The sequence below is a fragment of the Allobosea sp. NPDC055594 genome, from assembly GCF_053618995.1.
On record NZ_JBSHIO010000005.1, the window covers coordinates 164,299 to 188,810 of the forward strand.

The 24,512-nt window shown below is 67.8% G+C and carries 23 protein-coding genes, 1 other RNA gene and 1 pseudogene; 14 read left to right on the forward strand and 11 right to left on the reverse strand.

From position 1 onward, the window contains the following. Positions 1 to 37 precede the first annotated feature (37 nt). Positions 38 to 964, reverse strand: a complete 927-nt coding sequence (locus ACWGRX_RS12365) for an alpha/beta hydrolase (protein WP_452117773.1) — start codon at positions 962 to 964, stop codon at positions 38 to 40. 153 nt (positions 965 to 1,117) lie between these two features. On the opposite strand from ACWGRX_RS12365, the gene ACWGRX_RS12370 reads away from it, so the two are divergent. Further along, positions 1,118 to 2,761 carry an acyl-CoA dehydrogenase family protein gene (locus tag ACWGRX_RS12370; RefSeq protein ID WP_452117774.1) on the forward strand — a complete coding sequence of 548 codons (1,644 nt, stop codon included), beginning with the start codon at positions 1,118 to 1,120 and terminating at the stop codon, positions 2,759 to 2,761. Between the two features lie 110 nt (positions 2,762 to 2,871). Here ACWGRX_RS12370 and msrB read toward each other — a convergent pair whose 3' ends face one another. Beyond that, positions 2,872 to 3,312 (reverse strand): peptide-methionine (R)-S-oxide reductase MsrB, encoded by a 441-nt coding sequence (gene msrB / locus ACWGRX_RS12375; protein ID WP_452117775.1) that lies wholly within the window; start codon positions 3,310 to 3,312, stop codon positions 2,872 to 2,874. A gap of 300 nt (positions 3,313 to 3,612) precedes the next feature. Between msrB and ACWGRX_RS12380 the strand changes: the two are divergent. From ACWGRX_RS12380 to ACWGRX_RS12390, 3 genes and pseudogenes are all read left to right on the forward strand, one after another. After that, positions 3,613 to 4,763 (forward strand): annotated as a pseudogene (locus tag ACWGRX_RS12380) (BtaA family protein). 44 nt (positions 4,764 to 4,807) lie between these two features. Beyond that, positions 4,808 to 5,425 (forward strand): class I SAM-dependent methyltransferase, encoded by a 618-nt coding sequence (locus ACWGRX_RS12385; protein ID WP_452117948.1) that lies wholly within the window; start codon positions 4,808 to 4,810, stop codon positions 5,423 to 5,425. A 42-nt stretch (positions 5,426 to 5,467) separates the two neighbouring features. Continuing rightward, positions 5,468 to 6,268 carry a potassium channel family protein gene (locus ACWGRX_RS12390; protein WP_452117776.1) on the forward strand — a complete coding sequence of 267 codons (801 nt, stop codon included), beginning with the start codon at positions 5,468 to 5,470 and terminating at the stop codon, positions 6,266 to 6,268. Between the two features lie 75 nt (positions 6,269 to 6,343). Here ACWGRX_RS12390 and ACWGRX_RS12395 read toward each other — a convergent pair whose 3' ends face one another. Beyond that, the gene (locus tag ACWGRX_RS12395; protein WP_452117777.1) at positions 6,344 to 7,009 is read right to left on the reverse strand and encodes a MarC family protein; all 666 of its coding nucleotides are present in this window, start codon (positions 7,007 to 7,009) and stop codon (positions 6,344 to 6,346) included. Positions 7,010 to 7,123: 114 nt separating this feature from the next. After that, positions 7,124 to 7,684 carry a thioesterase family protein gene (locus ACWGRX_RS12400; RefSeq protein ID WP_291641159.1) on the reverse strand — a complete coding sequence of 187 codons (561 nt, stop codon included), beginning with the start codon at positions 7,682 to 7,684 and terminating at the stop codon, positions 7,124 to 7,126. A 182-nt stretch (positions 7,685 to 7,866) separates the two neighbouring features. On the opposite strand from ACWGRX_RS12400, the gene ACWGRX_RS12405 reads away from it, so the two are divergent. Together ACWGRX_RS12405 and ACWGRX_RS12410 are read left to right on the forward strand one after the other, a co-directional pair. Continuing rightward, positions 7,867 to 9,306 (forward strand): FAD-binding oxidoreductase, encoded by a 1,440-nt coding sequence (locus ACWGRX_RS12405; protein WP_452117778.1) that lies wholly within the window; start codon positions 7,867 to 7,869, stop codon positions 9,304 to 9,306. Positions 9,307 to 9,409: 103 nt separating this feature from the next. Next, a complete protein-coding gene (locus ACWGRX_RS12410) occupies positions 9,410 to 13,102 on the forward strand; it encodes an AsmA family protein (RefSeq protein ID WP_452117779.1) in 3,693 nt (1,230 codons plus the stop codon). Positions 13,103 to 13,353: 251 nt separating this feature from the next. Here the strand turns inward: ACWGRX_RS12410 and ACWGRX_RS12415 are convergent, their stop codons facing one another. Beyond that, positions 13,354 to 13,962 (reverse strand): LysE/ArgO family amino acid transporter, encoded by a 609-nt coding sequence (locus tag ACWGRX_RS12415; RefSeq protein ID WP_452117780.1) that lies wholly within the window; start codon positions 13,960 to 13,962, stop codon positions 13,354 to 13,356. A gap of 94 nt (positions 13,963 to 14,056) precedes the next feature. Here ACWGRX_RS12415 and ACWGRX_RS12420 point away from each other — a divergent pair, with 94 nt between their 5' ends. Further along, the gene (locus ACWGRX_RS12420; protein WP_452117781.1) at positions 14,057 to 14,965 is read left to right on the forward strand and encodes a LysR family transcriptional regulator ArgP; all 909 of its coding nucleotides are present in this window, start codon (positions 14,057 to 14,059) and stop codon (positions 14,963 to 14,965) included. Here the strand turns inward: ACWGRX_RS12420 and ACWGRX_RS12425 are convergent. The 6 genes from ACWGRX_RS12425 to ACWGRX_RS12450 form a co-directional block, all read right to left on the reverse strand. Further along, complete coding sequence (locus ACWGRX_RS12425) at positions 14,949 to 15,191, reverse strand: ribbon-helix-helix domain-containing protein (protein WP_452117782.1); 243 nt, start codon at positions 15,189 to 15,191, stop codon at positions 14,949 to 14,951. The two genes, ACWGRX_RS12420 and ACWGRX_RS12425, sit on opposite strands and share 17 nt — an antisense overlap. Further along, positions 15,188 to 15,388: a DUF4169 family protein gene (locus ACWGRX_RS12430; RefSeq protein WP_291641170.1), complete on the reverse strand. Its 201-nt coding sequence runs from the start codon at positions 15,386 to 15,388 to the stop codon at positions 15,188 to 15,190. Before ACWGRX_RS12430 ends, ACWGRX_RS12425 begins: the two co-directional genes overlap by 4 nt. Positions 15,389 to 15,391: 3 nt before the next feature. Further along, positions 15,392 to 16,786, reverse strand: a complete 1,395-nt coding sequence (fumC, locus tag ACWGRX_RS12435; protein ID WP_452117783.1) for a class II fumarate hydratase — start codon at positions 16,784 to 16,786, stop codon at positions 15,392 to 15,394. 7 nt (positions 16,787 to 16,793) lie between these two features. Then, positions 16,794 to 17,387 carry an SspB family protein gene (locus ACWGRX_RS12440; RefSeq protein WP_452117784.1) on the reverse strand — a complete coding sequence of 198 codons (594 nt, stop codon included), beginning with the start codon at positions 17,385 to 17,387 and terminating at the stop codon, positions 16,794 to 16,796. Between the two features lie 93 nt (positions 17,388 to 17,480). Then, positions 17,481 to 17,866, reverse strand: a transfer-messenger RNA (tmRNA) gene (gene ssrA / locus ACWGRX_RS12445). A gap of 89 nt (positions 17,867 to 17,955) precedes the next feature. After that, the gene (locus tag ACWGRX_RS12450; RefSeq protein ID WP_291641176.1) at positions 17,956 to 18,228 is read right to left on the reverse strand and encodes a hypothetical protein; all 273 of its coding nucleotides are present in this window, start codon (positions 18,226 to 18,228) and stop codon (positions 17,956 to 17,958) included. Between the two features lie 232 nt (positions 18,229 to 18,460). On the opposite strand from ACWGRX_RS12450, the gene ACWGRX_RS12455 reads away from it, so the two are divergent. The 7 genes from ACWGRX_RS12455 to ACWGRX_RS12485 all read left to right on the forward strand — a co-directional run bounded on the left by ACWGRX_RS12455 (position 18,461) and on the right by ACWGRX_RS12485 (position 24,484). Further along, positions 18,461 to 19,255: a thymidylate synthase gene (locus tag ACWGRX_RS12455; protein ID WP_452117785.1), complete on the forward strand. Its 795-nt coding sequence runs from the start codon at positions 18,461 to 18,463 to the stop codon at positions 19,253 to 19,255. Next, a complete protein-coding gene (locus ACWGRX_RS12460) occupies positions 19,252 to 19,734 on the forward strand; it encodes a GNAT family N-acetyltransferase (protein WP_452117786.1) in 483 nt (160 codons plus the stop codon). The genes ACWGRX_RS12455 and ACWGRX_RS12460 overlap by 4 nt, the downstream gene beginning before the upstream one ends. Before the next feature lie 4 nt (positions 19,735 to 19,738). After that, positions 19,739 to 20,266, forward strand: coding sequence for a dihydrofolate reductase (locus ACWGRX_RS12465; protein ID WP_452117787.1), 528 nt, complete (start codon positions 19,739 to 19,741; stop codon positions 20,264 to 20,266). A 169-nt stretch (positions 20,267 to 20,435) separates the two neighbouring features. Continuing rightward, positions 20,436 to 21,602, forward strand: coding sequence for an FtsH protease activity modulator HflK (hflK, locus tag ACWGRX_RS12470; RefSeq protein WP_452117788.1), 1,167 nt, complete (start codon positions 20,436 to 20,438; stop codon positions 21,600 to 21,602). Continuing rightward, the gene (hflC, locus tag ACWGRX_RS12475) at positions 21,599 to 22,531 is read left to right on the forward strand and encodes a protease modulator HflC (protein WP_291646916.1); all 933 of its coding nucleotides are present in this window, start codon (positions 21,599 to 21,601) and stop codon (positions 22,529 to 22,531) included. The genes hflK and hflC overlap by 4 nt, the downstream gene beginning before the upstream one ends. Positions 22,532 to 22,554: 23 nt before the next feature. Next, positions 22,555 to 22,740, forward strand: coding sequence for a DUF2065 domain-containing protein (locus tag ACWGRX_RS12480; protein ID WP_291635867.1), 186 nt, complete (start codon positions 22,555 to 22,557; stop codon positions 22,738 to 22,740). 229 nt (positions 22,741 to 22,969) lie between these two features. Next, on the forward strand, positions 22,970 to 24,484 hold the full coding sequence (locus ACWGRX_RS12485) for a DegQ family serine endoprotease (RefSeq protein WP_291635869.1): 1,515 nt from the start codon (positions 22,970 to 22,972) through the stop codon (positions 24,482 to 24,484). The last annotated feature ends 28 nt before the right edge of the window (positions 24,485 to 24,512 follow it).

Consider the following 24,512-nt stretch of genomic DNA (forward strand, 5'->3'; position numbering starts at 1 on the left):
TTCCGCGACGGCGTCCGGACACCGTAAACCCTCCCGTTCAGCGCGCTGGCAGGAGATGTTTCAGGCCTTGCGTGAAGCCGCGCGGCGCGACTGAGAGATGATCCTCGTCGTCGAGGACCACCGATTTCAGGCTCAGATTGGGGTATTTTCGGCCGCGCAGCGTCGTCTCCAAGGTCCGGTTGTCGGCGACCATGTCGACGCTCTGGCTGTAGCGTCGATCGCCTCTGCGCAGCGCTTCGTATTCGCCGACATAGAGGAAGACCTTGGCCGGCAGGTCGCGTTTCCCGGCGGCGTAGCTCGCCTCCAGGCCCAAAGCGTGACGCTTGTCGTACCAGAGCGACGGGCTGCCGAGGATGTAGCCGCTGAACAGGCCGGGCTCGGTGAAGAGAATCTGCGTCCCCAGCAATGACCCGTAGGAATGGCCGAGGAAAACCGCCCGGGCCGGATCGGCACGATAACGGGCGGCGATGAAGGGCTTCACCTGATCGCGCAGATAAATCTGGTAGGCCCGTCCCTGGCCATGGATCGCGCTGGCGGGCGAAGTGGTCGGCCCGTTCGGTGTCGGCGTGTAGTCGCGCCGGCGGCTGACCGCACCATCCTCGCCCTTGGCGTAGGACAGGCCGACCAGGATGAACTCCTCGACTCTGGGCCCCTCGATGTTCAGGCGGCGACTGATCTGCCGGATGATCGGGAAGGCATAGTCGGCATCGGTGACGTAGAGCACCGGGTAACGCCGCTGCGGCTCCCTGGCATAGGAGGGCGGCAGGGCGACGAAGACCTGATAGCCACGGCCGGAGACCGGATCGGGCACGTCCCAGACCTCGCTGTCGGCGACCTCATAGGGCCGGCCTTCGCCCGGCTGTACCTTCACGGCCGATCGGGGCTGGGCCTTTGCCGGAATGGCGGCGAGGACGAAGCCGGCGGCAAAGGTGACGATCAGGGTACTCAGGGCGCGTCGCAGCACGTCAAGGCTCACTCATAGGCCCGCGCCGGTGATGGCGCGCGCGGCGAGGTGCCGGGTAAACTCGGGCGGCAATCGGGCAGGCTCGCAATTCCGGGGCGCCGGCATAATCTGGTGGTTAATCACGGGGCGGTTCGCGGATCGGAAGGGAAGGCCATGGCCCAGGCATCGCACGCCCACCAGGTCACCAATCAGGTGCCGCCGCTGGCCGATTATGACGCCTATGCCGCCGATCCCGTGTTGAAGGCGGCGGTCAGGGCTTTCGACGCCGGCTGGGCCGATGAGCGGCTGCACGAGGCCGGGCGGACGGTCGGTGCGGCCGAGACGATCGAGATGGCGCGGCTCGCCAACCGGTACGGGCCGGAATTGCGCAGCCATGACCGCTTCGGCAACCGCATCGACGAGATCGCGTTCCATCCGGCCTGGCATGCGCTGATGGCCCGCGCCATCGGCCAGGAGACGCATGCGCTGGCCTGGAACAGGCCCGGCCCGGGGGCGCAGGTGGCGCGGGCGGGTCTGCAATATCTCTGGTATGGCTGCGAGAGCGGCATCTGCTGCCCGATCTCGATGACCTATTCCGCCATTCCCGTGCTCAGGCAGGACCGGGCGCGCTGGGCGGAATGGGGCGGGCTGATCTCCTCGAAAAGCTATGATGGCAGGCAAGGGCCGGCGGCGGGCAAGACGGGCGCCACCGTCGGCATGGCGATGACCGAGACGCAGGGCGGCTCGGATCTGCGCCAGACCCAGACCATCGCCTATGACAATCGCGACGGTACCTATTCGCTGCATGGCAGCAAATGGTTCTTCTCGGTGCCGCATTCCGACGTCTTCCTGACGCTGGCGAAGACGGAGGAGAGGATTTCCTGCTTCGTGGTGCCGGGCTGGCTGCCCGATGGCGCGCGCAACGGCATCGCGATCCAGCGCCTCAAGGACAAATGCGGCAACCGCTCGAATGCCTCCTCCGAGGTCGAGTTCCGCGGCGCCATCGGCCATATGCTCGGCGACCCCGGCCGGGGCCTGCGGACCGGGCTTTCGATGAACCACAATACAAGGCTCGACATCGCCGCCGCCTCCGCCGGTTTGATGCGGCAGGCGGTTGCGCTCGCCGCGCATCATGCCCGGCACCGCAGCGCCTTCCAGCGCCTCTTGATCGACCAGCCGATCATGCAGAACGTCATCGCCGACCTCGCGATCGAGGCGGAAGCCGCCGCTTGGCTCGCCTTCCGGCTGTTCGCGGCGGTCGACCGGCAGGAGCGTTCGGAGAGCGAGAAGCTGCTGGCGCGGATCGGCGCGCCCCTGGCCAAATACTGGGTGGCGAAACGCACGCCGGCGGTCGTGGTCGAGGCGCTGGAGTGCCATGGCGGCAACGGCTTCATCGAGGAGAACCCGATGGCGCGGCATTATCGGGAGGCGCCGCTCAACTCGGTCTGGGAGGGATCGGGCAATGTCATATGCCTGGACGTGCTGCGCTCTCTCGAACGCGAGCCCGGCTCGCTGCAGGCGCTACGGGCGGAGCTGCACGCGGTCTCCGGCCAGGATCGGCGCTACGACGCGGCGCTGCAGGCGCTGGACAGCGACCTGCATGAGCTCATCCGCCATGAGGGACAGGCACGCCTGTTGACCGAGCGGCTGGCGCTGATGCTGCAGGGCGCGCTGCTGATCCGCCATGCGCCGCATGCGGTGGCGGACGCCTTCGTTGCGACGCGGCTCGGCGGGCACTGGTCCGGCCATTTCGGCGGTCTGCCGCATGGCGTCGACGCGGCGGCGCTGGCGCGACGGGCGGTGCCGGAACTGGCCTAGCCTCATCCGTCATGCTCGCCCTTGTGGCGAGCATCCACGTCTTGAACACCGCATTGCAGGAGGGAAGACGTGGATGGTCGGGACAAGCCCGACCATGACGATGACTGCGTTCAACCCGCTTCCGGCGCAAAATCCATCGCGACGCCGTTGATGCAGTAGCGCAGGCCGGTCGGGGGCGGGCCGTCGGGGAAGACATGGCCGAGATGGCCGCCGCAATTGGCGCAGTGGACCTCGACCCGATGCATGCCGAAGCTGTAATCCTCGCTGGTCTCGACGGCGCCTTGCAGCGGCTGGTCGAAGCTCGGCCAGCCGGTGCCGCTCTCGAACTTCTTGTGCGAGCGGAACAGGGGCTGGTCGCAGCCGACGCAGGAGAAGGTTCCGGCACGCTTCTCGAAATTCAGGGCACAGGAGCCGGCGCGCTCGGTGCCGTGGTTGCGCAGCACGTGATACTGCTCCGGCGTCAGTTTCGCCCGCCATTCCGCGTCGGAGAGCTGGAACGGGAAGTCGTGATCCTGCTTCTTCTGCTTGGCGAACATGCTCGTCAGGCCCATGGCGATGCTCCTTTCTGCGCGGCTTGCTCAGGACCGCCGGTATATGGCGATCGGCGAGGGCGATTGCAGCCTGCGGCAAACCTACTCCCGATCACAAAGGCGTCGAGAGGCGGTGGCGCCGCAGCCTTGCCGCGTCACCCAACCGTCACGCGACTCCTCTAGTCGGCTCGCCATCGCAATCATGACATCGAGGCAGGCGTGACGCAGACGGTCAGGGCGGTCAAGCGCAACACCAGCCTCGGGCTCAACAACGCGGTCCATCGCAGCAAGGCGCTGTCGCGCGCCGGTCTGCTGGAGCGGATGTTCACGCTCGCCTTCTCCGGCCTGGTCTATCCGCAGATCTGGGAGGATCCGGTCGTCGACATGGAGGCGCTGGCGCTGCAGCCGGGCGACCATCTGGTCGCTATCGCCTCGGGCTCCTGCAACATCCTGTCCTATCTCACCGCCGACCCGGCGAGGATCAGCGCCGTCGATCTCAACGGTGCCCATATCGCGCTCGGTCATCTCAAGCTCGCGGCGCTGGCCGAGATCGAAGACCAGCCGACCTTCCGGCGCTTCTTCGGCGAGGCGCAATCGCGGGCGAATGTCGAGACCTATGACCGGCTGATCGCGCCCCGGCTCGATGCGCTCTCGCGCGCCTACTGGGAAGGGCGGAGCCTGATCGGGCGGCGGCGGATCGAGGCCTTCGCCCGCAATTTCTACCGCCACGGCCTGCTCGGCCGCTTCATCGGTGCCGGGCATTTCCTCGGGCGCCGGTTCGGTTGCGATCCGCGGATCATGCTGCAGGCGAAGACGATGGAGGAGCAGCGGGCATTGTTCGATGCTCATCTCGCGCCGGTCTTCGAGAAGAAGCTGGTGCGCTGGCTGGTGCGCCAGCCGGCCTCGCTCTACGGGCTCGGCATCCCACCGGCGCAATACGAGGCTCTGGCGGCCGATGGCGATGCCGGAATTCTCGGCGTGCTGCGCCACCGGCTGGAACGGCTGGCCTGCGGTTTCGACCTGCAATCCAATTATTTCGCCTGGCAGGCCTTCGGCCGCGGCTACGGCCCCGGTCCCGAGGCTTCCGTGCCGCCCTATCTCGAGCCGCGCCATTTCGAGACGGTGCGGGCACGTGCCGGCCGGGTCGGTTACCATCAGGGCTCGTCACGGCCTATCTCGCGCAGCAGCCCGCGGCGAGCTGCCATGGCTATGTCCTGCTCGATGCGCAGGACTGGATGAACGATGCCGAGCTGACGGCGCTGTGGACGCAGATCACCCGGACGGCAGTGCCCGGGGCCCGCGTGATCTTCCGCACCGCCGCCGATGAGCGCCTGCTGCCGGGGCGGGTGCCGGAGGCGATTCTGGCGCAATGGCAGTACCATGAAGCCCGCAGCCGCGAGCTAGGCGCGCGCGACCGCTCCTCGATCTACGGCGCCTTCCACCTCTACACGCAGGGCGGGGTTAAGGCGTGAGCGAGGTCCGGCAGAGCGATGATGCCGCCGGGCTGATGGACCGGATGTACCGCTTCCAGCGGCACATCTACGACGCCACCCGGAAATTCTACCTGCTCGGTCGTGATGGGCTGGTCGACGGCCTGCAGCCGCCGACGGGCGGCGCCGTGCTCGAGGTCGGCTGCGGGACGGGGCGAAACCTGATCAAGATTGCGCGCGCCTATCCGCAGGCGCGCTGCTACGGGCTCGACGTCTCCGAGGAGATGCTGGCGACGGCGCGCCGGGCGGTGGCCAAGGCCGGGCTTTCCGGCCGCATCACCCTGAAGCAGGCGGATGCGACCAGTTTCGAGCCGGAAGCCCTGTTCGGCCGGCTCGATTTCGACCGGGTCGTGATCTCCTACGCCCTGTCGATGATCCCGCCCTGGCGCGCCGTGCTGGCGCGGGCGCTCGCGACGCTGGCGCCGGGCGGCTCGCTTCATATCGTCGACTTCGGCGATCAGGCGCATCTGCCGGGGCCGTTCCGGGCTGTGCTCAATCGCTGGCTGGCGCTGTTCCAGGTCACGCCACGGCCGGAGCTCGGAGCCGAACTGGAGCGGCTCTGCGCCGAAGCCGAGGCGAGCAGCGGCACGCGCCGGCTCTATGGCGGCTATGCTGTGCAAGGGCTCGCAACCCGGCGAGGCTGAGCCATCTGGACGGCGCGGCCCTTCGGCTGATACGCCATCCAGATGAGCGAAACGCAGGATCAGGCCGGACCGTCGGAGCGTTTCGAGCGCACCTGCGATCGCCTGCGCCAGCTCTATCACGGCCGCACCCCGGCGGCGCTGCGCTTCCAGTTCGCAACCCTGATCGTCGATCTTCTGATCATCGGTTTCTTCATCGCGACGCCGCTACTGCGCGACCGGCCGGCCTTTCTCTGGCTCGACTATACGGTCGCCACCATCGTGCTGATCGAGATCGTCGCGCGGACGCTGGCCGCCTCCAACATCCCGCGGCTGTTGCGGCAGCCGAGCATGCTGCTCGACCTCTTCATCCTGGCGACGCTGCTGGCGCCGCAATGGCTGGAGAATTTCGGCTTCCTGCGCATCCTGCGGCTCTGGTCGCTGTCACAGCGCGGGCTGATCTGGTCGCAGCTGCGCGAGACCCGCTATCGCGAATGGGAGAATGTCGCGAGGGCGCTGATCAACCTCGTGACCTTCCTCTTCGTGGTCACCGGCTTCGTCTACACCTTCTTCTTCATGGGCCGGCCCGGCATCGACGGCTATGTCGAGGCGCTCTATTTCACCGTCGCGACGGTGACGACGACCGGCTTCGGTGACATCACCCTGCCGGGCATCGGCGGCAAGCTGACCTCGATCGTGGTGATGATCGTCGGCATCTCGCTGTTCGTGCGGCTGGCCCAGGCGGTGTTCCGGCCGCAGAAGGTGACCTTTCCCTGCCCGCAATGCGCACTCCAGCGCCATGAGCCGGACGCCGTGCACTGCAAGGCCTGCGGCCATATCCTGAAAATCCCGGACCACGACGACTGAGGCGTCGGCTGCCCCTGTTCATGTTCCTGTTCCTGGCCCGGCCGGTGCGGCAGCAACGGGGCAGGGCGGCGGCCTCTACCGCGGTGCGAATGTCGAGGTCAGAAGCTCGCTCAGACCCGACCACAGGATCTGCACGCCGAGACAGAACAGGATGAAGGCGGAGAGCCGGACGGCGATTTCCGTGCCGCCTCTCCCGAGCAGTTTCTGTACGCGCACGGCATAGGCGAAGCAGAACCAGATGCTGAGCGCGATCACGAAGATCGCCAGCAGGCTCGCCAGCACGAAGAGGAGCTCGCCGGAGCCGCCGGTGAAGGTCACGCGCGAGAGCCCGATGCTGATCGTGACGGCGATCGTGCCGGGGCCCGTCGTCAGCGGCAGGGTCAGCGGGTAGAAGGCCTGGGACGTCAGGTCGGTGCGGGCGACATCGCCGGCGGACGTCTCGATATCCTTCTGGCTGCCTTCGTTGAGCAGTTTCCAGCCGGACACGGCGACGATCAGCCCGCCGGCCACGCGCAGGATGGGGATCGAGATTCCGTAGAACTGGAGCACGAGCGAGCCGAGAAGGAACGAGCCCATCAGCACGAAGAGCGAGTTCACGGCGATGCGGCGGGCGAGAACGCGCCTGGTTTCGGCCGTCGCGCCCCGCGTCAGCCCGAGGAAGACGAGGGCGGAGCCCGGTGGGTTGACCACGGGAAAAATGGCCGCGAGCACGATCAGGAATGTGTTGACCGCAGCCGGCATGCGAACCTGCCCAAGATCGACAATCCCGGGATTATTGCACGCCGGGAGCGTCCTGCCGAATTCCCGGTCGCGCCCGTCGAGCGAGAGCGACGAGCGCCTGTCGAAAGCTCACGGCTAGTGGCGCGTCTCCCGCTCGCGCTCGCCGCTCATCGCCTCGACCGTGATCGCGGTCTTCACCGGCATGCCGATCATCCGGCCGACGATGGCCGGCAACGGCATGCGGGCATGGGCGGCCTTCATCAAGGCGAGGCCGGCGAGGATATCGGCCGGGAAGGGCGTGACCTTGCGGCTCGCCATGTCGACATGCAGCGAGAGGTTTTCGGAGGTCGCCGCCAGCCAGCCCTCGCTGGCATGGCGCATCTCGAGATAGAAGTGCAGCCGCTTCTGGTCGAAGGCGATCAACTGGGCGGTGACGCGAACCTGGTCGCTCTCGGTCAGCTCGCGCTTGTAGAGGATGTGGCACTCGGCCGCGAAGACCGAGGCATTGCGCGTCTCGACATAGTCCTGGTTGAGGCCGATGAGCGAGAACAACTCGTCCACGGCCCGGTCGAACAGGACGTGGTAATAGGCCATGTTGAGATGGCCGTTGTAATCGATCCATTGCGGCTCGACCCGCATGTTCGACGAGACAAAGGGCGCGAAGAAAAGGGCGGTCGTGCGGGGTTCGTCATGCATGGGCGCCTCCTCTTGCTCTCGCTTCGTCACTCGCGAGTCCGCCCCGGAGCCCTGCGTCACAGACCTGCCCGGCTTCGCAGCTTGGCACTTGCCGTCGCTCACGGCGCGCGGGAAAACAGCGCCATGGCGGCTGCTCGAAAGCCGAACGATTCCAGACTAGGCGATCCTTTCAGGTTATGACAATGCACTCTCCCGACGCGATGGCTCAGACCCCCCCTGTCCCTGCCGCAGAGCTGCCGCCTTCAGCGCAGGCGATAGCCGCCGTCACCCAGGATCTCGCTGCCCGCTTCGGTAACCGTCTGGTAACTAGCCTGGCAGTTCGTCAGCAGCACGGGCACACGCTGACCTGGATTCCGAACCAGCCGCCGGACGCGGTGGTCTTCCCGCAGAGCACCGAAGAGGTGTCCGCCATCGTGAAACTTTGTGCGGCGCACGGTGTTCCGGTGATCGCGTTCGGAACCGGCACCTCGCTCGAAGGCCATGTCAACGCGCCCTATGGCGGCGTCTGCATCGACATGAGCCAGATGAAGAAGGTCGTGGCTGTCCATGCCGAGGATCTCGACTGCGTCGTCGAGGCGGGCGTGACGCGCAAGGAACTGAACGAGCATCTGCGCGACCAGGGCCTGTTCTTCCCGATCGATCCCGGCGCCGACGCCTCGATCGGTGGCATGGCGGCGACGCGCGCCTCCGGTACGAACGCCGTGCGCTACGGCACGATGAAGGATAATGTGGTCGCCCTGACGGCGGTGATGGCCGATGGCGCGATCGTGAAGACGTCGAGCCGGGCCCGCAAGACCTCGGCCGGCTACGATCTGACGCGGCTGCTCGTCGGCTCGGAAGGTACGCTCGGCATCATCACCGAGGTGACGCTGAAGCTGCACGGCATCCCCGAGGCGATCTCGGCCGGCGTCTGCCCGTTCCCGTCGGTCAAGGCGGCGTGCGATGCGACCATCGTCACCATCCAGTCCGGCTTGCCGGTGGCGCGGATCGAGCTCGTCGACGACGTGATGATGCGCGGCGTCAACCTGCACTCCAAGCTCGGCCTGCCGGAGACGACGATGCTGTTCGTCGAGTTCCACGGCTCGGACGAGGGCGTGAAGGAGCAGGCCGAGCGCTTCGGCGAGATCGCCGCCGAGTTCGGCGGCGGACCGTTCGACTGGGCGACCAAGGCGGAGGATCGCACCAAGCTCTGGCAGGCACGGCACGACGCCTACTGGGCGGCGCGCACGCTCCGGCCGGGTGCTGAATCGGTCGCGACCGATGTCTGCGTGCCGATCTCGCGGTTGGCGGACTGCGTCGAGGAGACCAAGCGCGACATCGAGGCGCTCGGGCTGATCGCGCCGATCGTCGGCCATGTCGGCGACGGCAATTTCCATACCCAGCCGATGGTCGACCTTTCCAATCCCGAGGAGGTGGCGGTCTGCCAGGACTTCATCGACCGTCTGGTCAAGCGCGCTCTTGCCATGGGCGGCACCTGCACCGGCGAGCATGGCGTCGGCCAGAAGAAGATGAAGTACCTCGAGGCCGAGCATGGCGCGCCCGCGCTCGCCGTCATGCGCCTGCTGAAGCGCTCGCTCGACCCGCAGAACATCCTCAATCCCGGCAAGATCGTCACGCTGTGAGGTTATCTTTGGCGGCAGGAGGGTTATCTCTTCAGGGAGGTCGTGATCCCGCCGCGACTTGGGTGCATGATCACGCGCGTGATGAACCGAATGTTGCAAGAGCGTGCGTGAGGCCCTGACCTTCCTGGCCGGGCTTTTGGTGGCGGCGTTGCTGGCGGCGCTGCTCGGGCCCGGCTTTGTCGATTGGCGGGAGTATCGTGGCCATTTCGAGCAGCGCATCGGCGCCGCGCTCGGGCTGGAGACGCGCATTGCCGGCGATATCGGCCTGCGCCTGCTGCCTTCGCCGCGCCTGACCCTGCGGGCGGTGAAGCTCGGTACGGCCGATGGTGAAAGCAGCGCCGCGACGATCGAGCGCCTGACTGTCGAGCTCGCCCTGGCGGCGCTGGCGCGCGGCGATTTCCGCCTGACCGAGGCGGAAGCCGACGGCATGGCCCTGACCTTGATCGGCGATGCCGACGGGGCGGTGTCGATGCCGCCACGCCACGGTACGGGGTTGCCGGCGGCGACGGCGATCGACCGTTTCGCGATCCGTCGCTCGGCGATCATCTGGCGCGAGGCCGGCAAGCCAGCGAAGGTGCTCGCGCCGATTTCGGTCGATCTCGCCGCCGCCGGCCTCGGCGGCCCCTGGCGGATCGAGGGCGAGGTGGCGGGAGCTTCGCTGCGGTTCGCCACCGGCGAGGCCGAGGCCGATGGCCGCCTGCGTGCCAAGATCTTCGTCACCGGCGAGCAGAACCAGCTGTCCTTCGATGGCGCGCTCTCCCTGCCAATGGCCGGGGGGCGGTTGCAGCCGTCGCTCCAGGGGGCCTTCACGCTGACGCCGGGCGGTGCGCTCAGCCTGTCCGGTACGGTCGGCGGGGGGGCTCGGCAGCTCGATTTCAGCGGCCTCGCGATCGAGATTGCCGGCGGGGCCGCCCGGCTCGAGGGCGAGGGCCACGTGCTTCCGGCGACGGGCTCCGGCGGGTTTCAATTGCGCGCGCGCCGCCTCGACGCCGACGCGCTGATCGAGGCGCTGGATCAGCGCCCGGGCTTCGAGCGCGCGCTGCAGGCCCTGCCTGGCGCCCTCGACCTCTCGCTCGATCTCGACCAGATCGCCTGGCGTGGCGAGGATCTCAGCGGCTTTTCCTTGCGCGGTCGCCTGGACCAGTCCGGTGTTTCGGGCGCGCGTGCCGGCCTCCGCATCGCCAATGCGACGCTGCAGGCGAGCGGCGACCTCGGTGAGGCCGGTTTTCGTGGAGAGCTTTCGCTGAAGGCCCCGGATGCACGGCGGGCGGCGCTGGCCCTGGCCCGGCTCGGCGTCGAGCCGGCGCTGGCAGATGGCTTCGCCGCCTTCCGCGAGTTCGAAGGCGCCGCGACGCTCGACTGGCGCAGCGGGCAGCTCGGCGTCGAGCGCCTGTCGGTCAAGACCGGCTCCGGCCAGCGCCTCGAGGGCTCGGCGGCGGTCACTCCCGGCAAGCTCGAAGCGAAGCTGCGGCTCGACGGGCTCGACCTCGCCAATCTGCCGCCGGGCGAGAGCCTGACCCGCCTCGCCGGCGGCCGCGATCTTGCGCTCGACCTGACGCTCGGCGGCGTGAGCTACCGGGCCACGGCGCCGGGTTCGGCCCGGCTCGCCTTGACGCGACGGGGCAGCGACTGGCGGCTCAGCCGTTTGTCGGTCGAGGGCTTCGGCGGCGTGCGTGTCGAGGGCCAGGGCGCCCTGCTGCCGGATGGCGGCGAGATCAGCGGCCGGGTGCGTGCGCCACGTTTTGCTGCGCTGGCCGCTCTGGCCGGCGCGCTGCTGCCCGACCAGGCCCGGCGCATCCTGCCGCGCATCGAGGACGGGCTGGCCGGGCTCGACAGCAGCTTCAGATTGACCCGCGCCAGCAGCGGCGAGACCGGCCTCGTCGCGGAGGGAACGGCGCAGGCCGGAAAGCTCAGCCTGAACGCCGGTCTCGATCGGGCAGGAGCCTGGACCGGCGGCGAGCTGCGCCTGGCGCTCGATGATCGCCGCCGGGCTTTTGCCGCCTTCGGCCTGCCGCGGCCGGCGCAGGGCGGGCCGGGCGAACTCAGGCTCGATTTCGGCGCCGGCGGCCCGGCCGGTTCGCTGAGCGGCCCCGGGCTGGCCATGGTTCTGGAAGGAGCGGGGGAAGGCGTGAGGCTGAACCTGCAGGCCGAGGCACCCGGGCTGCTGATGCCCGAAGGGCTGGCGCGCCTGTTGCCCCCTGGCGTGATCGACGCTTCCGGAAAAATCCGGTTCGGCGAGGAGAGTATGCTCGAAGATCTCGTCGTCAACAGCGGCGGGCGCACGGCGCGCGGTGCGCTGGCGCTCGGCGCCGACGGCGCGATCGGCGGCAAGCTGGCGCTGCCGGCTTTCGCCTTGCAGCCGCTGCTGGCGGCCACGCTCGGCAGCGCGTCGCCGGTACCGGGCAGCGTTTGGTCGCCGGCGCGCTTCCAGGCGGCGCCCGGGCTCGGAGAGATCAGGCTTGCGATTACGACGGAGCGGCTCGCGGTGAGCGAGCAGCTCGCGCTCGACAAGGCCGCGTTCCAGCTCGCGACCGGGATTGATGGGCTCTCGATCAGCGATCTGAGCGGGCGCCATGCCGGCGGCGAGGTCAGCGGTGGGCTCTTGATCCGCCGCGAAGGCGGGCTGGCACAGCTCTCGGGCCGGCTCGGGCTGGCGGGACTCGACCTGGCGACGCTGACCGGGGGGGCGCTCACCGGCAAGCTCTCGGGCCGGTTCGAGGCCGGCGGCTCGGGCGAAAGCCCGGCGCGCCTGATCGCCGGGCTCGGCGGTGCCGGCTCGATCAGCGTCAGCGGTGCCGGGATGAGCCGCTTCGACCCGGCTGCTTTGTCTCGGGTGATCGCAGCGACGGGGGAGGACGCGTCCGAAAGCGAGACCGAACGGTTGCAGGACCGGATCGCGACGGCGCTGGAGCAGGCGAACTGGCCGCTCGGCGATGTGACGGTGCCGTTCACCCAGGCGGGTGGCGTGCTGCGTGTCCAGCCGGTCACCTTCGAGCGGGCCGGGCTACGCGCCGAGGCGAGCGGTACGGTCGACTGGCGGGCGATGAATCTCGACCTCAGACTGGCATTGCGTCCGCTTTCCGCGCCGCCGAAGGACTGGCCGCAGCAATTGCCGCAGGTCGGCTTCGCCTGGCGCGGCCCGATCGCGGCGCCACGCCGCGAGGCCGATGTCGCGGCCTTGTCGAATGTCGTCGCGGCGCGGGCGCTGGCCAAGGAGATCGAACGGGTCGAGGCCTTCGAGGCCGATCAGCGCGAGCGTGCCTTCTTCTCGCGGCGGCTCCGGGCCGAGCGCGAGATGCGCGAGAACGAGCGCAAGCTCGCCGAGTTCCTGAAAGCCGAGGAGGAGCGGCGGCTCGCCGAGGAGAAGCGGGCCGAGGAGGCACGCAAGCTCGAGGAAGCCCGGCTCGCCGAAGAAGCCCGCAAGGCCGAACTCGCAAGACGCGCCGAAGAGGCGCGGCAGGCCGAGGAGGCACGCCGGGCCGAGACCGCGCGCAGGCTGGAAGAGGCACGGCTCGCGGAGGAGGCGCGCAAGCTGGAGTTGACGAAGCGACAGGAGGAAGCGCGCAAGGTCGAGGAAGAGCGACGCAGGGTCGAGGCCGAGGAACGGGCCAGGCAAGCGGCGATCCGGGCCGCGATCGAAGGCCGGTCCGGGCCGATGATCCTGCAGGGAGCGCCGCCCTCCTATATTCCGGGTGATCCCTATGTCAGGCCGCGTGGCGAAGCGCCGCCGCTCGCGCCACCGCTGGAGATCCAGCCGGTGCCGCGGCCGCTGTCGCGCTCGCCATTGCCGAACTGATCCGACGCGGTGGCAAATCGATTCAAGTGGGTGCGGCGTCGATTTTGTCACTCAGTGCAAGCTGTTGAATAAAAAGCGCTGTTGCGTTTGCTTCTTGGCTCGTACGGACGCTTCCATGTGAGCCCTCATCCTGAGGAAGCCGCGTCAGCGGCTGTCTCGAAGGATGCTCCGGAACCACCGGTGCATCCTTCGAGACGCGTTCCTTCAGAGCGCTCCTCAGGATGAGGGCTCGTATTGGCAAGGCAGGCCGATCAGACGCCCCGCAGCAGTTTGAAGGCGATCGCCCACATGGTGGCCGCGACGATGCCGTCGAGAATGCGCCAGGCCGCCGGGTTGGCGAAGAGCGGGCGCAGCCAGCGCGCGCCATAGCCGAGCCCGAAGAAGAACAGGAAGGAGGCGGTCATCGCGCCGGCGGCGAAGATCAGTTCCTGCCCGGGAAACTGGCTGGCGATGCTGCCGATCAGCAGGACCGTGTCGAGATAGACATGCGGGTTGAGCCAGGTCAGGGCGGCGCAGGTCGCGAGGCTCGCCGACAGGCTGGCGCCGCCGGCGGTGCCGACCGCCAGGGCCTCGGACGAACGCAAGGCCGAAAGCAGGCTGCGGGCGCCGTACCAGATCAGGAAGGCGGCGCCGCCATAGCGCAGGGCCGGCTCGAGCAAAGGCAGCATCGCCGTTGCCTGCCGCAGGCCGATGACGCCGAGGAGGATCAGCACCGCATCGGAGAGGGCGCAGGTCAGGCAGACCGCGAAGACGTGCTCGTTGCGCAGGCCCTGGCGCAGCACGAAGCTGTTCTGGGCGCCGATGGCGACGATCAGGCTGAGGCCCATGGTGAAGCCGGTGACATAGACGGAGAGGGGCATCGGCGCGGTTTCCGGTTGGTGAGGTTCCGCCTAGGCTCGATACCGGCATTAGTGTAGTTAAATTTGATTATGCGAATTAAGTTCAGCTAAGGTCATGCTCGATTATCCGGCCATGCAGGCCGTATCCCTGGTGGTGCGGACCGGCAGTTTCGAGAAGGCTGCGCAGGCCCTGAACGTCACGCCCTCTGCCGTCTCGCAGCGCGTCAAGCTGCTCGAGGAGCGGATGGGCACCGTGCTGGTCATCAGGGGGCAGCCCTGCACCGCGACCGATAGGGGCGAATGGCTCTGCCGCCATATGGAGCAGCTCGGTCTGCTCGAAGAGGAGCTGATGGCCCGGCTACCCGCGCTGGCTGAGCCGGACCAACCCCAGCGACGCGCCACGCTGCGGATCGCCACCAATGCCGACAGCCTCGGGACCTGGTTCCTCGGCGCGGTCGCGGCCTTCGCCCGGCGCAGCAAGCATCTTCTCGACATCGCCGTCGACGATCAGGATCATACGGCCGAGTGGCTGCGGCGGGGGCGCGTGCTCGCCGCGGTCACGGCGCTGGCCAAGCCCATTCAAGGCTGCCGCGTCACACCGCTCGGCTCGCTGCGCTATCTGGCGACGGCGAGCCCGGATTTTGTCGCGCGGCATTTCCCCGGGGGCGTGACGCTGGAGGCGCTCTCACAGGCGCCCTCGCTGGTCTTCAACCAGAAGGACCGGCTGCAGCGCCAGTGGATGCAGCTCGCCTTCGGTGCGAGTCCGGATCACCCCGTCCACTGGGTTCCTTCGACACAGGGCTTCGTCGATGCGAGCCTTCTGGGCATCGGCTGGTGCGTCAATCCCGAACTGCTGGTGCGGGACCATATCGCGGCCGGACGGCTGCGTGAGCTCGTGCCCGGCACATCGCTCGACATTCCGCTGTTCTGGCAGGTCAACCGGATCGGGTCGGACCGGCTCGCGGACCTGACGCACGCCATGGTCGAGACGGCGCGCCAGGTTCTCGTCAATCCGCAGGGCTGAGCGGCACAGCTCCTGCGCGGGCGCGGTAATGTGCGAGGACATGCAGGCGCAGGGCGGAGGAGAGATTGGCTTCGCCGCGGGCGAGATCGATCTCGGCGACCAGGCCGGCGAGCGGCCGGCCTTCGGCAGCGGCGATCTCCTTCAGCGCTTCCCAGAACGGTTCTTCGAGAGAGACGCTGGTTCGATGGCCGGCAATGGCGAGCGAGCGCTTGTGCAGGCCGCTCATGCCTCGCCCTTGTCGTCCTTCGTCGCGTCGAGGCGGTGCCCGTCGAGACGGGTCGCCTGCAACGTCTTTTCCGCCGCTGTCAGTTTGCGCTCGGCCTTGGTGCGGCCGAATTCGATCCGGTTCTGTGCGGCCTGCGCCTCGGCCGTCGCACGGTCGCGGGCCTTGCGGGCGCGCCGGAGATTGATGATCTCCGCCATGCCTCAGGCCGGGCCGAGCATGTGTCCGGGCACGACCGTACGGTCGAACAGCGCCGCCTCGACGCCGGCGCGCAGAGCCTCCTCGCGCAGCGTCGTGCCGTTGTGGTGGGCCGCCTTGGCGATGGCGGCGGCCTTGTCATAGCCGATCGCCGGGGCGAGCGCGGTGACCAGCATCAGCGAGCGCGAGAGCAGTTCTTCCAGCCGCTCGCGATTGGGCTCGATGCCCTCGACGCAGTTGAGGCGGAAGCTCTCGGCTGCGTCCGCCAGAAGGCGCGCCGATTGCAGAAAGGCCTGCGCGATCACCGGCTTGAAGACGTTGAGCTCGAAATGACCCTGGCTGGCGGCGAAGGCGATGGTCGCCTGGTTGCCGTGCACGCGGGTCGCGACCATGGTCAAGGCCTCGGCCTGGGTCGGGTTGACCTTGCCCGGCATGATCGAGGAGCCCGGCTCGTTCTCGGGCAGGCTGAGCTCGCCGAGGCCCGAGCGCGGGCCCGAGCCCATCAGGCGGATGTCGTTGGCGATCTTGAACAGATCCATGGCGAGCGCGGTCAGCGCGCCATGGCTGTAGGTCATGGCACCATGGCTCGCCAGCGCCTCGAAGAGATTGTCGGCGGTGCGGAAGGGCAGGCCGGTCAGACGAGCGATCTCGGCCGAGAAGGCCTTGGCGAAATCGGGATGGGCGTTGAGGCCGGTGCCGACCGCAGTGCCGCCCTGGGCGAGAGCCAGCAGGCCGGGCAGGGTCTGCTCGATGCGGGCGATGCCGAGCGCGATCTGGGCGACGTAGCCGGAGAATTCCTGGCCGAGCGTGACCGGGGTCGCATCCTGGAGATGGGTGCGGCCGATCTTGACGAGGTCGGCATAGGCCTTGGCCTTGGCGTCGAGCGCGTCCTTCAGCCGGGTCAGTGCCGGCAGCAGGTCCCGCGAGACCGCGAGTGCCGCGGCGATATGGATCGCCGTCGGGAAACTGTCATTGGAGGACTGGCCCTTGTTGACGTGGTCATTGGGGTGCACCGGGCTCTTGGCCCCGAGGCCCGCGCCGAGGATCTCGTTGGCGCGGTTGGCCAGGACCTCGTTGGCGTTCATGTTGGACTGGGTGCCGGAGCCGGTCTGCCAGACCACCAGCGGGAAATGGTCGTCGAAGCGGCCGGAGAGCGCTTCGTCGGCCGCCTGGACGATGGCGGCCTCGAGCTTGTGATCGAGCAGGCCGAGGCGGGCGTTGACGATGGCGGCGGCCTTCTTGACCAGCACAAGCGCGTGCACGAGCGGCAAGGGCAGGCGCTCGGCCGGGCCGCCGATGCGGAAATTCTTGAGGGAGCGCTGGGTCTGCGCCGCCCAGTAGCGGTCGGCAGCGACGGAAATCGGACCGAAGGAATCGGTTTCGCTGCGATATTCGGTCATGGCCGGCTCAGGTCTTCTTGCGGAAGGCGTCGAGGCTGAGAACCTGCGCGCCACCTTCCCCCTCGGCCTCGGCTTCCTTGTCTTCGGCCTGCGCCTCGCCGGTTTCGCTGCCGGGCTTCGCGACGGGGGCCGGCTTCGGCTTGCCGGCGAGCGCCAGGGCTGCCGGGGCGGCGTTCGGCTCGGTGCCGACGGCGCGCGGCCCCTTCGGCGCCTCCTGGGCGTCCGGCGCGGCCTCGGCCTGCGCGTCCTGGGTCTCGAATTTCAGGCCGAACTGCACCGAGGGATCGAAGAAGGTGGTGATCGCATCATAGGGGATCAGCAGCCGCTCAGGCACGCCCGAGAAAGACAGCCCGACCTCGAAGGCGTGCTCGCTGACGTTCAGGTCCCAGAACTGGTGCTGAAGCACGATCGTCATCTCGTCCGGGTGCTTCTCGCGCAGGCGCTGCGACAGGCGCACGCCCGGCGCCGTGGTCCGGAAGGTGATGTAGAAATGATGATCGCCCGGCAAACCGTCGCGGCCGGCCTCGGACAGGATCTTGCGTACCACGCCCTTGAGCGCGTCCTGTACCATCAGGTCGTAGCGGAGAATGTCCTTCGTCATCGCGTCCGGATTCCGTTTCGATCATGTCCTGCATGCCCGGACGCCGGGCATCCGGCACATGCATAAGAGGGCATGCCGCCCTTCATCAAAAAAAGTGGAGGCTTCTGTTGCCAGGCGCCTCCGAGCCCCGCCTTACGCGGCTAAGCGCAAGGGCTTTGGTTTGGGAACCAGCACCGCTTACGCGGCGACAGCAACCCGAGCATTGTTGTCGTTGGCAACTATGCTTTGGCCCGATAACGGCGGAACCATGCCGAGCAAAAGAACGACCTTTACACCCTCGTCGATCCTATTTCGCCCCCGCCGCAGCCCTGCAGCTTCGAGGCTGCAAGTTTCCTGCTGCTCGCGCCGCAGGGCTGGGGTGGAGGCGCCGGGTACCGCCCCCGGGTCCGAAAGGCTTATTCCGACGTCCGTTTATCGCCATAGCCGTTCTTGCGAGCGGCATGGCGAATATAGGCACTGTGATCGCGGGGGGAAAGAGAGCAGGAGGGTTTTCCGGCTCAATAATCGCCCGGCGGCACAAACATGGCCAAATGAAGCGCAACCTGCCGGAAAATCGGCGGAAATGGGCTCAGCGCAGCAGCGTTCCGTCATGCGCATTGATGTCGATGACGCGCTCGTCGCCCGAGCGGTCGCGTCCGGCGAGCTCCCATCGGCCTTCGAGCAGCGCGATTTCCTCGACATGGACGAGGCCGGTATCGAAGGCGATGGCGCGGGCCTGCGCCTCGCTGATCCCCTCCATGGTGATGATCCTGGTTTCCCGTGGTTCGGCGGCGGCGCCAAGCGCCCCGCTGGCCATGAAGGCCGCGACGGCCGCGGCAGCCAGCAACTTCGTTCTGCTCATGATTCAATCCTCATCAGCACGGGCCGATTTTGCGCAGGCCCGAAGCGCCCCTTGTCCTTCATCGGGCTCTCAGATTGGGGCGCGGGTCCGGCAATGCAGCGGGGCAGGGCGTCACAGACGATGCCGTTTTCGTGAGCGCCTGCGCGGGGCTGCGGGGCGGCATGCGCAAACGTCTCTGGACGGCGCCGCCACGGCTCTTTTGGAGCGGGCTCGAATCCGGCTAGATGCCGGCATGCGCCAGTATCACGATCTCCTGAAACGCGTTCTCGACGAGGGTGTCCGCAAGGACGACCGCACCGGTACCGGCACGCTCGCCGTGTTCGGCCATCAGATGCGCTTCGACCTCTCCGCTGGCTTCCCGCTGGTGACGACCAAGAAGCTGCACCTGAAGTCGATCATCCATGAGCTGATCTGGTTCCTGCGTGGCGACACCAATGTCCGCTATCTCCAGGAGAACGGCGTCACGATCTGGGACGAGTGGGCCGATGCGAACGGCGATCTTGGCCCGGTCTATGGCCGGCAGTGGCGCTCCTGGCCGGCGCCCGACGGGCAGACCATCGACCAGATCGCCTGGCTGGTGAACGAGATCCGCCGCAACCCGGATTCACGCCGCCTGATCGTCTCGGCCTGGAACCCGGCGGACATCCCGAAGATGGCGCTGGCGCCCTGCCATTGCCTGTTCCAGTTCTTCGTCGCAAACGGGAAGCTCTCCTGCCAGCTTTACCAGCGCTCGGCGGACGTCTTCCTCGGCGTGCCGTTCAATGTCGCGAGCTATGCGCTTTTGACCCATATGGTGGCGCAGGTCACGGGGCTCGGCGTCGGCGAGTTCGTCCACTCCTTCGGCGACACCCATCTCTATGTGAACCATCTCGACCAGGCGAAGCTGCAGCTCTCGCGCGAGCCGCGGGCGCTGCCGACGCTGAAGCTCAATCCCGCGGTGACCAAGCTCGAGGAGTTCCGTTTCGAGGACATCGTGATCGAAGGCTACGATCCGCATCCCGGCATCAAGGCGCCGATCGCGGTATGACGCTCTCCATTCGCCCGGCCCGGCCCGGCGAGGCCGGTCTCGTGCTCGGCTTCATCCGCGAGCTCGCCGAATACGAGAAGCTGCTGCACGAGGTGGTGGCGAGCGAGGCCGACATCGCCAGGGCGCTGTTCGAGCCCGAACCCAAGGTCTTCTGCGACATCGCCGAATGGGACGGGAAGCCCGCCGGCTTCGCGATCTGGTTCTACACTTATTCGACCTTCACTGGCCGGCACGGCATCTGGCTCGAGGACCTCTATGTGCAGCCCGAGCATCGCGGCCGGGGCATCGGCAAGGCGCTGATGGTCCGCCTCGCCCGGCGCTGCGTCGACGAGGGGCTGTCGCGCTTCGCCTGGTGGGTGCTGAACTGGAACGAGCCTTCGCGGGTGTTCTATCGCTCGATCGGCGCCGTCGCGCAGGATGAGTGGACGGTGAAGCGGCTCGACGGCGAGGCGCTGGCGAGGCTGGCGCAAGGTGGCTGAGCCGATGTCCGCAGACGCAGCGCAGCTGCCCGTCGTCCTGGTCGCGGCGATCGCCGATAATGGCGTGATCGGCCGCGAGAACAGCCTGATCTGGCGGCTGAAGACCGATCTGCGACGTTTCCGCGCGCTGACCATGGGCTGCCCGATCATCATGGGCCGCAAGACCTTCCTTTCGATCGGCAAGCCGCTGCCGGGCCGCGAGACGGTGGTGCTGACGCGGGATCCGGACTTCCGGGCCGAAGGCGTCGCGGTCGCGACCTCGCTGGAGGAGGCGCTCGCGATCGCGCAGCGGCTCGGGGCGCAGAAGGGCGCCGGTGCCGTGATCATCGGCGGTGGCAGCGAGATCTACGCTCTCGCCCTGCCGCTGGTCGACCGGATGGAACTCACCTTCGTCCATGCTGACCCGGCAGGCGACGCGGTGTTTCCGCCCTGGGACCGTGCCGCCTTCAGCGAGACTGCGCGCAGCGAGCATCCCGCCTCGGCCGATGACGAGCATGCCTTCAGCTTTGCCAGCTTCGAGCGGCGCATTTGAGTCCATTCGAGTGCCCACGCGACAAATGACTTACGTCGAAAGGGGCTTGCGTCGTTGACGAATCCGTGGCCGATGCCCAAGTCACAGCCCATCGCGCCGCCCGGCGCTGACAATGAACTGCCGTTCGGTTATTGCACGGTCGGTATTTAAAGTGAGGAACGGCTGAAGAATGCCTTGGAGCAACCAGAGCGGCGGTAGCGGGGGAAGCGGCGGCGGAGGTGGTCCCTGGGGCCAGCGCGGCGGCGGCAATGGCGGCGGTCCCTGGGGCGGCGGTCCATCGGGCGGCAATACGCCCCCCGATCTCGAGGAGATCATCCGGCGCGGCCAGGACCGGCTGAAGAATTTCATGCCCGGCGGCAATCTCGGCGGCCGTGGCGCGCTCCTGATCGGCCTCGGGCTGGTTCTGGTCTGGCTCGCCACCGGCGTCTATACGGTGCGCCCCAACGAGGTCGGCCTCAACCTGATCTTCGGCAAATATGTCGGCAAGACGGGCCAGGGCCTGAACTACAACCTGCCTTATCCGATCGGCAGCGTGATCAAGCCGCAGGTCACCAACGTCATCACCACCGAGGTCGGCTTCCGGACCGTCGAATCCGTGCGCGCCTCGCGCCAGAGCGACGTGCCCGAGGAAAGCCTGATGCTGACCGGCGACGAGAACATCGTCGACATCGACGTGATCGTGCAGTGGCAGATCGACCCCGGCGCGCCGGAGGCCTTCGTCTTCAACATCCAGGATCCGCCGGGAACCGTTAAGGCGGTGGCCGAGAGCGCGATGCGCGAGGTCATCGGCCGGCGCAACATCCAGCCGGTGCTGACCACCGACCGCGCCCAGATCGAGACCGAGGTGCGCCAGCTGATGCAGGACACGCTCAACTCCTATCGGGCGGGCGTGCAGATCAGGCTGGTTCAGCTACAGAAGGTCGACCCGCCGCAGCAGGTCATCGACGCTTTCCGCGACGTCCAGGCGGCGCGCGCCGACCAGGAGCGTCTGCGCAACGAGGCCGAGACCTATGCCAATCGGGTCGTGCCGGAATCGCGCGGTCGCTCGGCGCAGCTGATCCAGTCCGCCGAAGCCTTCAAGGACCAGACGGTCAATGAGGCGCTCGGCCAGATCAGCCGCTTCACCGCTGTCTACGAGCAGTACAAGAACGCACCGGACGTGACCCGCGAGCGTCTCTTCATCGAAACCATGGAGCGTGTCCTCGGGGGCATGGACAAGATCATCCTCGATCAGAACAAGTCCGGCAGCGGCGTCGTGCCCTATCTGCCTCTCTCCGAACTCGGTCAGGTGCGCCGTCCGGCCGGCCAGGCCCAGCAGCAGGGAGCGTCGCGATGAACGGCTTCCTTCGCGTCGGCGCGCTCGCGCTGATCGGCATCGCGGCGGTCGTGTTCTATGTCGCGACCTTCGTGGTGCAGCAGACCCAGTCGGCCATCGTGCTGCGCTTCGGCGCGGTGCGCAGCGTCGTCACCGCGCCCGGCCTCTATTTCAAGCTGCCGGCGCCGTTCGAGCAGGTGGTCTATCTCGACAACCGCATCCTCGACCTCGACCTGCCGGCGCAGGAAATCATCGCCGCCGACCAGAAGCGTCTCGTGGTCGATGCCTTCACGCGCTACCGGATCTCCGACCCGCTGCGCTTCTACCAGGCGGTCAACAACATCCCGCGCGCCAATTCGCAGCTGGCCTCGATCGTCAACGGTAACGTCCGTTCGGTGCTGGCCGAAGCGACCTTCACCTCGATGGTCCGCAATGACCGCTCGCGGCTGATGAACCGCATCCGTGACGACGTGAACCGCGAGGCGGCGCGCTTCGGCATGACCGTGGTCGATGTCCGCTTGCGCCGGGTCGACCTGCCGCAGGCCAACTCGCAGGCGGTGTTCCAGCGCATGCAGACCGAGCGTCAGCGCGAGGCTGCCGAAGCCCGCGCGCTCGGTGCCCAGCAGGCGCAGGAGATCCGGGCCCGGGCCGAGCGCGAGGCGACGATCATCGTCGCCGAGGCGCAGCGCAAGTCGGACGAGATCCGCGGCCAGGGCGAAGGCGAACGCAACCGCATCTTCGCCGAAGGCTTCGGCAAGGATCCGGAGTTCTTCGCCTTCTACCGCTCGATGCAGGCCTATGAAGCAAGCCTGAAGGCGGGCGATACGCGCATGCTGCTCTCGCCGGATTCGCCGTTCTTCCGCTTCTTCAACGATCCGGCCGGCGGCAAGCAGGGAGCGGCGCCTGCCGCTTCGGGCGCTGCTCCGGCGGCCGGCGCGGCCCGGCCCTGATCTCAAGCGGGCGTCGGGGCGGCATGACGGATTTCCTCGCGGCATTGGGCCTGGTCTTCGCCATCGAGGGGATATTGTTCGCCGCGATCCCGCATCTCGCCAAGGACGCGCTGCGCAGTGCCGCCGAGACGCCGCCGGATCGGATGCGCCTGATCGGCATCGTCTCGGCGATCATCGGCGTGCTGCTGGTCTGGCTGGTGCGCGGTTAGCGCCGGCAAGGCCGTCTTACCGATCGGGCCGGCTCGGCCCGATCGTTTTTTCCGGGGCTGCCCTGCGCCCGCAGCTTTCCGCAGCGACGAGAAGCGGCGCCGGCCTCGCCGATCACGCGATCGCGTGATCTTGCGTCGCCCTTCCGCCGTATTTTGGCGTTCTGAGTTGCGTTCGGATTTCGGCTGCGCTGCAATGCCGGCAAGGCGCGACCTTCTCACGAGGACATCGATGGCAAGCAAATTCTCCCATGCCTCCCGCCTGACGCGTATCGCGCTCGTCGCCGGCGTTGCGCTCGGCGTTCCGCTTGCGGCGCCGGCTCTCGGCCAGGCGGCCTCGCCGCAGGTCCAGGGGCAGATCTCGCTGGCCGATCTCGCCGAGCGGGTGATGCCGGCCGTGGTCAACATCGCGGCGGTGACGACGAGCGAGACCCGCGGGCGCACGCTGCCGCAATTGCCGCAGCTCGGTCCCGACACCCCGTTCGGCGATCTGTTCGAGGAATTTTTCAACCGCCGCGGCCAGGGCGGGCAGCAGGGCGAGCGTCAGGCGCCGCAGCAGCGCCGCTCGCAATCGGCTGGCTCGGGCTTCGTGATCGATCCGTCGGGCATCGTCGTCACCAATAATCACGTGATCGGCGACGCCAACGAGATCACGGTGGTGTTCGGCGACGGGCTGCGCCTCAAGGCCGAAGTGGTCGGCAAGGACACCAAGGTCGACCTCGCCGTGCTGCGTGTGAAGCACGACAAGCCGTTGCCCTTCGTCAAGTTCGGCGATTCCGACAAGATGCGGATCGGCGACCCGGTGATGGCGATCGGCAACCCGTTCGGCCTCGGCGGCTCGGTCTCGTCGGGCATCGTCTCGGCTCGCAACCGCGACATCAACCAGGGCCCCTACGACACCTATATCCAGACCGACGCAGCCATCAACAAGGGCAATTCGGGCGGTCCGCTGTTCAACATGGCCGGTGAAGTTATCGGCATCAACACCGCGATCCTGTCGCCGACCGGCGGCTCGGTCGGCATCGGCTTCGCCGTGCCGTCCTCGCTGGCGATGAACGTCGTCGACCAGCTCAAGGAGTTCGGCGAGACCCGCCGCGGCTGGCTCGGCGTCCGCATCCAGAATGTCGACGAGGCGACCGCCGAGGCGCTCGGCCTCGGCACGGCGCGCGGCGCGCTCGTCGCCGGCGTCGACGACAAGGGCCCGGCCAAGCCGGCGGGCCTCGAGATCGGCGACGTGATCGTCAAGTTCGACGGCAAGGACGTCAAGGATTCGCGCGACCTGCCGCGCATCGTCGCGGCGACGCCGGTCGGCAAGGACGTGCCGATGCAGGTGATGCGCAAGGGCAAGGAAGTCACCAAGACGGTCAAGCTCGGCCGGCTCGAGGATGGCGAGAAGGTCCAGCAGGCCTCGGCCAACAACAAGCCGGCCGAAGCCGCCAAGCCCGCCGTGACCTCGGCGCTCGGCCTCGAGCTTTCGGCCCAGAGCGAGGAGCTGCGCAAGCGCTACTCGATCAAGGACGGGCTCAAGGGCGTGGTGATCACCAAGGTCGACAGCAACTCGAACGCCGCCGACAAGCGCATCCTGGTCGGCGAGCTCGTGGTCGAGGTCGGCCAGGAGGCGGTGAACTCGCCCGAGGACGTGACCAAGCGCCTCGACGCCCTCAAGAAAGAGGGCAAGAAGTCGGCTCTGCTGCTGGTCTCGAACGCCCAGGGCGAAGTCCGCTTCGTCGCGGTCTCGATGAACTGATCACGGCCATCGCCGGAAAGTCGCAAAG